13 protein-coding genes are annotated in these 12413 nt (G+C 67.4%); 7 read left to right on the top strand and 6 right to left on the bottom strand.

Features of this window, described 5'->3' with window-relative positions:
* The first annotated feature begins 157 nt into the window (after nucleotides 1-157).
* Nucleotides 158-1657, top strand: coding sequence for a glycosyltransferase family 87 protein (locus tag ACFWYS_RS36935; RefSeq protein WP_384778760.1), 1500 nt, complete (start codon nucleotides 158-160; stop codon nucleotides 1655-1657).
* 116 nt (nucleotides 1658-1773) lie between these two features.
* Here ACFWYS_RS36935 and ACFWYS_RS36940 read toward each other — a convergent pair whose 3' ends face one another.
* The 3 genes from ACFWYS_RS36940 to ACFWYS_RS36950 all read right to left on the bottom strand — a co-directional run bounded on the left by ACFWYS_RS36940 (nucleotide 1774) and on the right by ACFWYS_RS36950 (nucleotide 4551).
* On the bottom strand, nucleotides 1774-2805 hold the full coding sequence (locus tag ACFWYS_RS36940; protein WP_384778763.1) for an alanine racemase: 1032 nt from the start codon (nucleotides 2803-2805) through the stop codon (nucleotides 1774-1776).
* Between the two features lie 98 nt (nucleotides 2806-2903).
* Nucleotides 2904-4022, bottom strand: a complete 1119-nt coding sequence (gene femX / locus ACFWYS_RS36945) for a peptidoglycan bridge formation glycyltransferase FemX (RefSeq protein WP_384778766.1) — start codon at nucleotides 4020-4022, stop codon at nucleotides 2904-2906.
* 217 nt (nucleotides 4023-4239) lie between these two features.
* A complete protein-coding gene (locus ACFWYS_RS36950) occupies nucleotides 4240-4551 on the bottom strand; it encodes a hypothetical protein (protein ID WP_272115749.1) in 312 nt (103 codons plus the stop codon).
* A 264-nt stretch (nucleotides 4552-4815) separates the two neighbouring features.
* Between ACFWYS_RS36950 and rpsF the strand changes: the two genes are divergently transcribed.
* The 4 genes from rpsF to rplI all read left to right on the top strand — a co-directional run bounded on the left by rpsF (nucleotide 4816) and on the right by rplI (nucleotide 6530).
* Nucleotides 4816-5106 carry a 30S ribosomal protein S6 gene (gene rpsF, locus ACFWYS_RS36955; protein WP_005482942.1) on the top strand — a complete coding sequence of 97 codons (291 nt, stop codon included), beginning with the start codon at nucleotides 4816-4818 and terminating at the stop codon, nucleotides 5104-5106.
* A 77-nt stretch (nucleotides 5107-5183) separates the two neighbouring features.
* Nucleotides 5184-5783 carry a single-stranded DNA-binding protein gene (locus tag ACFWYS_RS36960; RefSeq protein ID WP_384778770.1) on the top strand — a complete coding sequence of 200 codons (600 nt, stop codon included), beginning with the start codon at nucleotides 5184-5186 and terminating at the stop codon, nucleotides 5781-5783.
* Between the two features lie 45 nt (nucleotides 5784-5828).
* A complete protein-coding gene (gene rpsR, locus ACFWYS_RS36965) occupies nucleotides 5829-6065 on the top strand; it encodes a 30S ribosomal protein S18 (protein ID WP_003949403.1) in 237 nt (78 codons plus the stop codon).
* Nucleotides 6066-6083: 18 nt separating this feature from the next.
* A complete protein-coding gene (gene rplI, locus ACFWYS_RS36970) occupies nucleotides 6084-6530 on the top strand; it encodes a 50S ribosomal protein L9 (RefSeq protein WP_272115611.1) in 447 nt (148 codons plus the stop codon).
* A 136-nt stretch (nucleotides 6531-6666) separates the two neighbouring features.
* Here rplI and ACFWYS_RS36975 read toward each other — a convergent pair whose 3' ends face one another.
* The gene (locus ACFWYS_RS36975; protein ID WP_384778774.1) at nucleotides 6667-8004 is read right to left on the bottom strand and encodes an MATE family efflux transporter; all 1338 of its coding nucleotides are present in this window, start codon (nucleotides 8002-8004) and stop codon (nucleotides 6667-6669) included.
* A gap of 460 nt (nucleotides 8005-8464) precedes the next feature.
* Here ACFWYS_RS36975 and dnaB point away from each other — a divergent pair, with 460 nt between their 5' ends.
* The gene (dnaB, locus tag ACFWYS_RS36980) at nucleotides 8465-9943 is read left to right on the top strand and encodes a replicative DNA helicase (RefSeq protein ID WP_384778777.1); all 1479 of its coding nucleotides are present in this window, start codon (nucleotides 8465-8467) and stop codon (nucleotides 9941-9943) included.
* Between the two features lie 60 nt (nucleotides 9944-10003).
* Nucleotides 10004-11395, top strand: coding sequence for a serine hydrolase domain-containing protein (locus ACFWYS_RS36985; RefSeq protein WP_384778780.1), 1392 nt, complete (start codon nucleotides 10004-10006; stop codon nucleotides 11393-11395).
* A 43-nt stretch (nucleotides 11396-11438) separates the two neighbouring features.
* Here ACFWYS_RS36985 and ACFWYS_RS36990 read toward each other — a convergent pair whose 3' ends face one another.
* The gene (locus ACFWYS_RS36990) at nucleotides 11439-11891 is read right to left on the bottom strand and encodes a GNAT family N-acetyltransferase (protein WP_384778783.1); all 453 of its coding nucleotides are present in this window, start codon (nucleotides 11889-11891) and stop codon (nucleotides 11439-11441) included.
* A 9-nt stretch (nucleotides 11892-11900) separates the two neighbouring features.
* Complete coding sequence (locus ACFWYS_RS36995; RefSeq protein ID WP_384778786.1) at nucleotides 11901-12359, bottom strand: MarR family winged helix-turn-helix transcriptional regulator; 459 nt, start codon at nucleotides 12357-12359, stop codon at nucleotides 11901-11903.
* Nucleotides 12360-12413: the final 54 nt, after the last annotated feature.

The raw sequence follows: 12413 nt of genomic DNA on the forward strand, positions 1-12413 counted from the left end.
CAAAACCATATTATATTGCTCAGGGGGGCGATCTTTTTTTTTAAATGGACCCGGGTGGTTTTTTACGGTTAAAGCGGGTTATTCACGTGAAACACACAGCCGTCGCAGTCACCTCGTCCTGGCACCGTTCTCAGACACGTACGGCAGGATGTGCCTCATGCCCAGTGCAGAGACGACGCCCACGAGCGTGCACGAGCCGGACCCGGTGCGGCCGACCAAGGACGACGAGGTCGCTGCGAGCGGGAGTGAGCTGATCGGTGGTCCCATCGGACGGCGCGCCCTGCTCGGCACGTCCTGGTGGACCCCTGTGCGCATCGTCGCGCTCGTGGCGATCGGCATGTTCGCCCTCGGTCTGGTTCAGAAGGCGCCCTGCTACAACGGTGCCTGGTTCTTCGGCGCCAGCTCGCAGTACACGCATGCCTGTTACTCGGACATTCCGCACCTCTATCAGGGGCGTGGCTTCGCTGATGGGCTCGTGCCGTACTTCGACAAGCTCTCCGGTGACATGGAGTACCTCGAATATCCGGTGCTGACCGGTGTGTTCATGGAGGTCGCCTCCTGGCTCACACCGGGCAGCGGCAGCATCCAGGACCAGGAGCAGTGGTACTGGATGGTCAATGCCGGGATGCTGATGGTGTGCGCGGCCGTCATCGCCGTCTGTGTGTCCCGTACGCACGCCAGGCGTCCCTGGGACGGCCTGCTGGTGGCCCTGGCCCCCGCCGTCGCGCTGACTGCGACCATTAACTGGGACCTGTTGGCCGTCGCCCTGACGGCCGCGGCGATGCTGATGTGGTCGCGCGGCCGTTCGGCCGCCTTCGGTGTCCTGCTGGGGCTGGCCACGGCCGCGAAGCTCTATCCCGTCTTTCTGCTCGGCCCGCTGTTCGTGCTGTGCTGGCGCGCGGGCAAGTGGCGGGACTTCGGCAAGGCACTGGGCGGCACCGTACTCGCCTGGCTGGTCGTGAACCTTCCGGTGATGCTGCTGGCCTGGGACGGGTGGTCGCAGTTCTACCGGTTCAGTCAGGAGCGGGGCGTCGACTTCGGATCCTTCTGGCTGATCCTGACCCAGAACTCCACCGACCCGCTGAGCACGGAGACCGTCAATACACTGGCCACGCTGCTGATGCTGCTGTGCTGTGCCGGCATCGCCGCACTCACGCTCACCGCGCCGCGGCGTCCGCGCTTCGCCCAGCTGGCCTTCCTGATCGTCGCGGCGTTCATCCTCACCAACAAGGTCTACTCGCCGCAGTACGTCCTGTGGCTGGTGCCCCTGGTCGCGCTGGCCCGGCCGCGCTGGCGGGACTTCCTCATCTGGCAGGCGTGCGAGGTGGCGTACTTCCTGGGCATCTGGTTGTACCTCGCGTACACGACCAGCGGGGACGCCCACAAGGGACTGCCGCCCGACGGCTACCACTGGGCCATCGGCGTGCACCTGCTGGGGACGCTGTACCTGTGCGCCGTCGTCGTACGGGACATCCTCATGCCGGACCGGGATCCGGTGCGCAGGGCCGGCGACGACGACCCCTCGGGCGGGGTCCTCGACGGGGCGGAGGACGTGTTCGTGTTCGGCTCCGCGGCCCATCCACCGCGGCACGCGGCCCACTTCGACGGACCGCAGGTGGCGTGGGGCAAGCAGGAGGCGAGCGACAGTTCGCTCTGAGCGAACAGGGCGTAGAAAGCGTACGTAAAAGGCCGTACACGGATCCTTCCGTGTACGGCCTTTTACGGCTGAGGCGTTGCCGAGCGGTGGTTCTTCAGCTGCCGAGGGGCAGCGGTTCAGCGGTCGACGATGCGGTCGAACTGCGTGGTGGTGTGCCGCAGATGGGCGACCAGCTCGTCGCCGACCTTCGGCTCCGGGGCGTCCGACGGGACGAACAGGATCGAGACCTGCATGTGCGGGGGCTCCGCGAACCAGCGCTGCTTGCCGCCCCAGACGAACGGAGAAAGGTTCCGGTTGACCGTGGCGAGGCCGGCCCGGGCGACGCCCTTGGCACGCGGCATGACGCCGTGCAGGGCCTTGGGAGCCTCCAGGCCCACCCCGTGCGACGTACCGCCCGCGACGACCACCAGGAAGCCGTCCGAGGCCGCCTTCTGCTGCCGGTAGCCGAAGCGGTCGCCCTTGGAGACGCGCGTGACGTCCAGGACCGCGCCGCGGTACTCGGTGGCCTCGTGGTCCCCCAGCCACAGCCGGGTGCCGATGCGGGCACGGAAGCGGGTCTGCGGGAACTGCTGCTGCAGGCGGGCGAGTTCCTCTGCCTTGAGGTGGCTGACGAACATCGTGTGCAGCGGCAGCCGGGCCGCACGCAGCCGGTCCATCCAGCCGATGACCTCCTCGACGGCGTCCGAGCCGTCGGTGCGGTCCAGCGGCAGGTGGATGGCGAAGCCCTCCAGCCGGACATTCTCTATGGCGGCGTGCAGCTGGGGCAGGTCGCGCTCGCTCACGCCGTGCCGCTTCATCGAGGACATCACCTCGATGACGACACGGGCGCCGACGAGGCCGTACACGCCGTCCACCGATGACACCGAGCGGATGACGCGATCGGGCAGCGGTACCGGTTCCTCGCCGCGCCGGTACGGCGTCAGCACCAGCAGGTCACCGCCGAAGTAGTCCTTGATGCGTGCGGCCTCGTACGTCGTGCCGACGGCGAGGACGTCCGAGCCCAGCCGCGTGGCCTCTTCCGCCAGCCGCTCGTGCCCGAACCCGTAGCCGTTGCCCTTGCAGACCGGGACGAGTCCCGGGAACTGCTCCTGCACGTGCTTGTGGTGCGCCCGCCAGCGCGCGGTGTCGACGTAGAGCGTGAGCGCCATGGCCGGACCTGGAACCTTTCTCGTGGCTGCGGTGTATCAGAGGTATGGAAGCTATCGCCGGTGCAGCTGTTGACGGTACCGAAGCGGAGAACGCGAGGTCAGCGATACGACATGTAGAGGTCGAGCGCCTTGTGGAGCAGCTTGTTCAGCGGGAAGTCCCACTCCCCGAGGTACTCGGCAGCCTGCCCGCCCGTGCCCACCTTGAACTGGATCAGACCGAAGAGGTGGTCCGACTCGTCCAGCGAGTCGGAGATACCGCGCAGGTCGTACACGGTCGCGCCGAGCGCGTACGCGTCGCGCAGCATGCGCCACTGCATCGCGTTCGAGGGCCGGACCTCACGGCCGATGTTGTCGGAAGCGCCGTAGGAGTACCAGACATGGCCGCCGACGATCAGCATCGTCGCCGCCGACAGGTTCACACCCTCATGGCGGGCGAAGTACAGCCGCATGCGGTTGGGGTCCTCGTTGTTGAGGGCTGTCCACATGCGCTGGAAGTACGACAGGGGGCGCGGCCGGAAGTGGTCGCGCACGGCCGTGATCTCGTACAGCCGCTGCCACTCCTCAAGGTCCTGGTAGCCGCCCTGGACGACCTCGACGCCGGCCTTCTCGGCCTTCTTGATGTTGCGGCGCCACAGCTGGTTGAAGTTCTTGTGGACCTCTTCCAGGGACCGGTTCGCCAGCGGCACCTGGTAGACGTAGCGCGGCTGGACGTCGCCGAAGCCGGCGCCCCCGTCCTCGCCCTGCTGCCAGCCCATCCGGCGCAGCTTGTCGGCGACCTCGAAGGCGCGCGGTTCGATGAAGTCGGCCTCGACGTCGCGCAGTCGCTTCACGTCCGGGTTCTGGATGCCCGCCTTGATGGAGGTGGCCTCCCAGCGCCGGATGATCACCGGCGGACCCATCTTCACGGAGAAGGCGCCCTGGTGCTTCAGATGCGCCAGCATCGGTTCCAGCCAGTCGGTCAGGTTCGGCGCGAACCAGTTGATGACCGGGCCCTCGGGCAGATAGGCGAGATAGCGCTTGATCTTGGGAAGCTGCCGGTAGAGGACGAGACCCGCGCCGACCAGCTCACCCGACTTGTCGAACCAACCGAGGCTCTCCGAGCGCCACTCCGCCTTCACGTCGGCCCAGGCCGGAACCTGCATGTGGCTCGCCGCTGGCAGGCTCTGGATGTACGCCAGATGCTGCTCGCGACTGATCGTCCTCAGGGTCAGGCTCATTCGGGGCGCTCCTCGGGCTGGTGTGTCCCCATGGGTACAGGGGCTCCGGCTCTCGCGCCGAAGCCTACTGCGCCGTGGGAGCGCTCCGGCTGGGCGCACGGCAGCTTCGCCCCGGCCTGTGGGCCGCCGAGGCGTTCGACGGTGTTCTCTGTGCTGTTCTACCGGTGTTCGGAGGACAGCCTCCGAGGCCGGCTCGGTGAGGCCGGTGCCCTTGGCGTCAGAAGACCCCGCCGAAGAGACCGCCGTGCGCCATGCCCAGGAAGAAGCCGACCGCCGAGGCGCCGAGACCGATGATCAGTCCGAAGCGCTCGCGGGTCGTCTCCGAGATCCACTGGCCGTACGCGCCGGTGAGGATGCCCACCAGGCCGGTCCAGGAGCTGAGCAGATGCAGGCTGTGGAACATCGCCGTGACGAAAGATGTGATGCCCAGCACCAGGGTCACCGCGAGCAGGGTGTCCTGGAGAGGGTGGGGCTTTCCGTCCGTGGCGAAGAGGCCTCCGACGGTGTTGGGTCGCAATGCCTGTGCCATAGGGCACCTCCTGCGAAAAGCGGCGCATCGTAGCGCCATACACACCCGATGTGTACAGATTGACGGGCTCCCTGGGCTGATTTCAACCGGAAGCACGTGTGCAGGTACTCTGTACCGTCTGCACCGGTGTCTGCCCAGTCCAACGCGGGGGAACCGCTAGCCGGCCCCCGATTGTCAGTGGCGGCCGATACCGTTGCGTACGCATCACGACCCTCCTGCCACGGAACGACCGTGGCCGCTGAGTCCAAAGGAGGTGGGTTCCACATGCGTCACTACGAGGTGATGGTCATCCTCGACCCCGATCTGGAGGAGCGCGCTGTCGCCCCCCTGATCGAGAACTTCCTCTCCGTCGTCCGTGAGGGCAACGGCAAGGTCGAGAAGGTCGACACCTGGGGCCGTCGTCGTCTCTCGTACGAGATCAAGAAGAAGCCTGAGGGCATCTACTCGGTCATCGACCTGCAGGCCGAGCCTGCGGTCGTCAAGGAGCTCGACCGCCAGATGAACCTGAACGAGTCGGTCCTCCGGACCAAGGTCCTCCGCCCCGAGACCCACTGAGCTCTTCCGCTCAGCTGATCTCGGGATTCGAGTAGCAGCAACCAAGCAGCCAGAGCAAACCCGCCGAGAGGTTCCCCATGGCAGGCGAGACCGTCATCACGGTCGTCGGCAATCTTGTCGACGACCCCGAGCTGCGCTTCACCCCCTCCGGTGCGGCGGTCGCGAAGTTCCGTGTCGCGTCCACTCCCCGCACCTTCGACCGCCAGACGAATGAGTGGAAGGACGGCGAGAGCCTGTTCCTGACCTGCTCGGTCTGGCGTCAGGCGGCGGAGAACGTCGCCGAGTCGCTCCAGCGAGGCATGCGCGTCATCGTGCAGGGCCGGCTGAAGCAGCGGTCCTACGAGGACCGTGAGGGTGTCAAGCGCACGGTCTACGAGCTGGACGTCGAGGAAGTCGGCGCCAGCCTGCGCAACGCCACGGCCAAGGTCACCAAGACCGCCGGCCGCGGTGGCCAGGGCGGTTACGGCGGTAGCGGTGGCGGCGCCCAGGGTGGCAGCGGCTGGGGTGGAAACTCCGGCGGCGGCCAGCAGGGCGGCGGTGCTCCCGCCGACGACCCGTGGGCGACCGGCGCTCCTGCCGGTGGCCAGCAGGGCGGCGGCGGTGGCGGTGGCGGCGGCTGGGGTGGAAACTCCGGCGGCGGCGGTGGCGGCGGCTACTCGGACGAGCCCCCCTTCTAGGGGCGGGTTCGTACCCAAACTTCTTGATCACACAGGAGAAACACCATGGCGAAGCCGCCTGTGCGCAAGCCGAAGAAGAAGGTCTGCGCTTTCTGCAAGGACAAGGTCACGTACGTGGACTACAAGGACACGAACATGCTGCGGAAGTTCATTTCCGACCGCGGCAAGATCCGTGCCCGCCGCGTGACCGGCAACTGCACGCAGCACCAGCGTGACGTCGCCACGGCCGTCAAGAACAGCCGTGAGATGGCGCTGCTGCCCTACACCTCCACCGCGCGCTAAGGGAAGGGTGACCGAAAAATGAAGATCATCCTCACCCACGAGGTCTCCGGCCTCGGTGCCGCGGGCGACGTCGTGGACGTCAAGGACGGTTACGCTCGCAACTACCTCATCCCGCGGAAGTTCGCTATCCGCTGGACCAAGGGTGGCGAGAAGGACGTCGAGCAGATCCGTCGTGCTCGCAAGATCCACGAGATCCAGACCATCGAGCAGGCCAATGCTGTCAAGGCCCAGCTTGAGGGTGTGAAGGTCCGTCTGGCCGTCCGCTCCGGCGACGCCGGTCGCCTCTTCGGTTCCGTCACCCCGGCCGACATCGCTTCCGCGATCAAGGCTGCCGGTGGCCCCGAGGTCGACAAGCGCCGCATCGAGCTCGGTACGCCGATCAAGACCCTGGGCGCCCACGAGACGTCCGTGCGTCTGCACCCCGAGGTTGCCGCCAAGGTCAACATCGAGGTCATCGCGGCCTGATCGCCGCGCTCGGCTGAACAGCTGAACGAAGGGGCCGTACCGCTGAGGTACGGCCCCTTCGCTGTGGGCCTGTGCAACCTGTGCAGAGACGGATCGCGTCCGTTTCACGTGAAACAGCGTGTTTCACGTGAAACAGTCAGCGCGTCGCGCCCGTGACAATCCAGCGGCCCGAGCGAGAGCGCAGCCAGAGCGTCAGCATGCGCACCGCCATCATCAGTGTCATGGCCGCCCAGATTGCAGTGAGGCCGCCGCCGAACACGGGGACGAGCAGCGCGACCGGAGTGAACACTGCCAGGGTGAGGACCATTGCCCAGGCAAGGTAGGGACCATCGCCCGCTCCCATCAGGACGCCGTCCAGGACGAAGACGACGCCGCAGATCGGCTGGGAGAGTGCCACCACAAGGAGGGCGGGGAGGGCAGCATCCTTGACGACGGAATCGCTGGTGAACAGCGGCAGGAAGAGGGGCCGGGCGATCACTACGAGCAGGCCGAGTACGACGCCGGCCGCGATACCCCACTCCACCATGCGGCGGCAGGCCGCTCGGGCGCCCTCGGCGTCGTCGGCACCGAGATATCTGCCGATGATGGCCTGCCCAGCGATGGCGATGGCGTCCAGTGCGAAGGCGAGCAGGCTCCACAGCGACAGGATGATCTGGTGTGCGGCGATGTCGGCGTCCCCGAGGCGCGCCGCGACGGCCGTGGCGATCATCAGGATCGCCCGCAGCGAGAGGGTGCGGACCAGCAGAGGCACTCCGGCCTGTGCCGAGGCCCTTATCCCGGCAGCGTCAGGGCGCAGGGAGGCACCGTGCTTTCGGGCGCCGCGGACGACGACCACGAGATAGATCGCAGCCATGCCGCACTGGGCGATGACGGTGCCCCAGGCGGAACCCGCGATCCCGAGGTCGGCACCGTAGACGAGACCCACGTTGAGGACGGCGTTGGCGATGAAGCCGGCGATGGCGACATAGAGAGGTGTCTTGGTGTCCTGCAGGCCGCGAAGAACGCCGGTGGCGGCGAGCACGATGAGCATGGCCGGTATGCCGAGCGCCGAGATCCGCAAATAGGTGGTTGCGTACGGGGCGGCGGTGTCCGAGGCGCCGAAGAGTTCGACGAGGGACGGTGCTGTGGGCAGGACGACCGCTACGACGGTGGCGCCGAGGAGGAGGGCCAGCCAGATGCCGTCCATGCCTTGGCGGATGGCGGCCGGGAGGTCTCCGGCACCGACGCGGCGGGCGACGGCTGCCGTGGTGGCGTAGGCGAGGAAGACGAAGACGCTCACGGCCGTCATGAGGAGGGCCGAGGCGACTCCGAGACCGGCGAGCTGTGCGGTGCCGAGGTGGCCGACGATGGCGCTGTCGGCCATGACGAAGAGTGGCTCGGCGACGAGTGCGCCGAAGGCCGGGACGGCCAGTGCGACGATCTCTCGGTCGTGCTGTCGTCGGGCGGCCTTGGGGGTCGCGGGAGCCTGTGTCATGGCCACCAATCTAATCGTCCACAGGTAAGAGATGCAATTGAGTTGTGACCCTTACCTGTCGTCTCTTGGTGTGTGCTTCTGCGCACCGTTCGAAGCGATCTTGGTCCGACTGGGGAAGTTTTTCTTCTGCACAGCCGGTGGATGGTAGATGTGCAGGTCAAAGGCGGTGTTCGCGAATCGCGTGAGGCTTGTTCACAGGGCTGTCCACCGTGTCGTGCACAGGTTTTGCGGAGTTCTCCACAGCATCGGGGCCGTCGTCCACATGGCCTGTGGATAACCAGATTGGCTGACGGTGCCGGCGGGCCTACCGTGGTCCGGCGCCCACTCCGTCCGTCGGCCGTGAAAGCGTCACAAAGCCGACGTGCCAGAACCGGAGTTGGGCCTCTTATTTGTCAGTGGCGTGCCGTAGAACTGAGGGGCACGGCGAAGGTCCGCTCGGCGGACGGGAGGAGGTGGCTCGGTGAGCATTTCCGAGCCCTTGGACGACCCGTGGGCCGACAGCGGGCCCAGTGATCGTCTGCCTGCCTCCCGCCGACGTGGCGACGGTGGCCGGGGCCGTGACGAGCAGCATGATCGCGGCCGGGACAACGGGGAGTGGGAAGGCGGCGGCTCGGCCTTCGAGCGGGTGCCGCCGCAGGACCTCGACGCCGAGCAGTCCGTACTCGGCGGCATGCTGCTGTCCAAGGACGCTATCGCCGATGTCGTCGAGGTCATCAAGGGCCACGACTTCTACAAGCCCGCGCACGAGACGATCTTCCAGGCGATCCTGGACGTCTACGCCAAGGGCGAGCCGGCCGACCCCATCACCATCGCCGCCGAGCTGACCAAGCGCGGCGAGATCAACAAGGTCGGCGGCGCCTCGTATCTCCACACCCTCGTCCAGACGGTGCCGACGGCGGCGAACGCCGAGTACTACGCCGAGATCGTCCATGAGCGGGCCGTGCTGCGCCGCCTGGTCGAGGCCGGCACCCGCATCACACAGATGGGATACGCGGCCGACGACGACGTCGACGAGATTGTCAACCGCGCCCAGGCCGAGATCTACGCGGTCACCGAGCAGCGCACCAGCGAGGACTATCTGCCGCTCGGCGACATCATGGAGGGCGCGCTCGACGAGATCGAGGCGATTGGCTCGCGCACCGGCGAGATGACCGGTGTGCCCACCGGATTCACGGACCTCGACTCGCTCACCAACGGTCTGCACCCGGGCCAGATGATCGTCATCGCGGCCCGTCCCGCCATGGGTAAGTCCACCCTCGCACTGGACTTCGCGCGGGCGGCGTCGATCAAGAACAACCTGGCGAGCGTCATCTTCTCCCTGGAAATGGGGCGCAACGAGATCGCGATGCGTCTGCTGTCGGCCGAGGCGCGCGTGGCCCTGCACCACATGCGTTCCGGCACCATGACGGACGAGGACTGGACGCGTCTGGCGCGGCGGATGCCCGAGGTCTCGGCGGCGCCGCTCTACATCGACGACTCCCCGAACCTGTCCATGATGGAGATCCGAGCGAAATGCCGTCGGCTGAAGCAGCGCAATGACATCAAGCTCGTGATCATCGACTATCTGCAGCTGATGCAGGCCGGTGGTTCGAAGCGTTCCGAGAGCCGTCAGCAGGAAGTCTCGGACATGTCCCGTAACCTCAAGCTTCTGGCGAAGGAGCTGGAGGTCCCGGTGATCGCGCTTTCGCAGCTCAACCGTGGTCCCGAGCAGCGTACGGACAAGAAGCCGATGGTGTCCGACCTGCGTGAGTCCGGCTCCATCGAGCAGGACGCCGACATGGTCATCCTGCTGCACCGCGAAGACGCCTACGAGAAGGAGTCGCCCCGCGCGGGCGAGGCGGACATCATCGTGGGCAAGCACCGTAACGGCCCGACGGCCACGATCACGGTCGCCTTCCAGGGCCACTACTCACGGTTCGTGGACATGGCGCAGACCTGATCCGCCTCCTCGGGGATATGTGCTCGACTCCTGAGAGGCCGCCGGGGTGGACTGGGGGGCATGACGACATCTCAGGATGAGCTGCTTCCCACCACACGCCGGGCATTGCTGCACCGGATCGCCGTGGCCCAGGCCGAAGGGCGCGCGCCTTCGCTGGTCGCCGCGGTCGTGCGGGGCGGGCGGGCCGTGTGGCACGGCTCGCGCACTTCGGTGGACGGGCATGGGCCGGACGAGCATGTGCAGTACCGGATCGGCTCGATCACCAAGACCTTCACCGCCGTTCTCGTCCTGCGGCTGCGGGACGAGGGCCTGCTCGACCTCGGTGACCCGCTGGAGAAGCATCTGCCGGGGACCGGCGTGGGGGAGGCCACCATCGCCGAACTGCTCGCGCACACCAGTGGGTTGGCGGCGGAGTCGCCCGCGCCGTGGTGGGAACGGAGCCCCGCGTCACTGCGGCCCGAGCTCTCCGATGTACTGGGCGACCAGCCCTTCCTGCATCCCTCCGGTCGGCGCTTCCATTACTCGAACCCTGCTTACACCCTGCTGGGCGCGCTGGTGGAGAGGCTGCGCGGGGCTCCGTGGGAGGACGTACTCCGGCGTGAAGTGCTCGAACCCCTGGGCCTGAAGCGTACGAGTTCACGACCGCAGGCGCCGCACGCCGGAGGCTGGGCGGTGCATCCCTGGGCGGATGCGATGCTCCCCGAGCCGGTCGAGGACCTCGGACTAATGGCGCCGGCTGGTCAACTGTGGTCGACGACAGATGACTTGGCGCGGTTCGCCGTCTTCCTGGCGAAGGGGGACGACCGGGTGCTGAGTCCGGCAACCGTACTGGAGATGCGCACACCTGCGGCGCCGCCCGAGGCGGCCGATGTGGTGGAGGGCGCGTCGTACGGCCTCGGCATGCAGGTCCAGCGCCGGGACGGACGGCTCCTCGTGGGGCACGGTGGGTCGTTGCCGGGCTTCCTGGCGAGTCTGACCATCAGCGTGGAGGACGATGTGGCCGCCGTCGTGCTGGCCAACTGCACCTCCGGTCCGCTGGTCTCCCTCGTCGCCGCCGACCTCGTCCGTATCGTCGCGGAGGCCGAGCCGCGGATCCCCGAACCCTGGCGACCGATGACCGAAGTCGACACGGCGGTCCTTGAGCTGGCGGGCCAGTGGTACTGGGGGACGCACGCATTCGCCCTGCGGCTGACCGCTGATGGACTCGTCTCGCTGGAGCCGTTGTCCGGGAAGGGGCGCCGCTCGCGGTTCCGAGCCAATGGCGACGGCACATGGACCGGCCTGGAGGGCTACTACGCTGGCGAGCTCCTGAAGGCCGTACGACGGCCCGACGGAGCCGTGGACCATCTGGACCTCGGGTCGTTCGTCTTCACGCGTCAGCCGTACGACGAGGGGGCTGCTGTGCCTGGCGGTGTGGATCCCGGCGGGTGGCGGGGCAGCGGTTCGTTCTGACGGTGCGGCGGGCGCTGTTTCACGTGAAACAGCGCCCTCTGTGTCACAGCGAGAGCTTGAAGCCCATGTGCGAGGCCGTGAAGCCGAGCCGCTCATAGAAGCGGTGGGCATCCGTACGTGTCTTGTCGGAGGTCAGCTGCACCAACTGGCAGTTCTGGCGCTTGGATTCGGCGACCGCCCACTCGATGAGCTGGGTACCGAGCCCGCTGCCGCGCTCGTCCGCGTGGATGCGTACGGCCTCGATGATCGACCTGGTGGAGCCCTGTCGGGACAGCCCGGGAATGACCGTGAGCTGGAGTGTGCCGACGACGCGGCCCTCGCGGACGGCGACGACCAGGTGCTGGTTCGGGTCGCTGCTGAGCCGCTGGAAAGCGGCCAGATACGGGGTCAGGTCGTTCAGTGACTCACGCTGTGCGCCCAAGGGGTCGTCCGCGAGCATGGCGACGATCGCGGGGATGTCATCGGCGACGGCGGGTCGTATCTCAAGATCTCCCATGTCGGCACTCTATGGGGGCGCCGGAAGCGACTCCACGACCCGTACCAATGGGGCCAGCTCCGGACTCCTGGCTGCCGTGTCGAGGGCCTCGCGCAGGGCCGTGTCGTTGGTGGGGCGTGCCTCTGCGAGGAGCTTGAGGCCTGCTTCGGTGACGTTGGTGTAGATGCCGCGGCGGTCGGTGGGGCAGAGGTAGCGGGCGAGCAGGCCGCGGTCCTCCAGGCGGGTGACGAGCCGGGTGGTGGCGCTCTGGCTGAGGACGACCGCGTCGGCGACCTGCTTCATCTGCAGGTGGCCGCCCTCGCCGTCGTGCTGGCGGCTGAGCACGTCCAGCAGCGAGTACTCGCGCACGCTCAGGTCGTGCCCGGCCTGCAGGGCGCGCTCGATGTGCGCCTCGATCCTCCCGTGCAGCAGGGAGAGGGCGCACCAGCCCTGCGCGAGGGCGGTGAGCGCGGGGTCCGTCGCTGTCATGGCGTTTCCTCTGTCCCGGAGCGGCTGAAGTCAGGGTAGAGCAGGGTCGCAATA

Origin of the sequence: Streptomyces sp. NPDC059010 (assembly GCF_042740355.1) — a bacterium.
Taxonomy (GTDB): Bacteria; Actinomycetota; Actinomycetes; order Streptomycetales; family Streptomycetaceae; genus Streptomyces.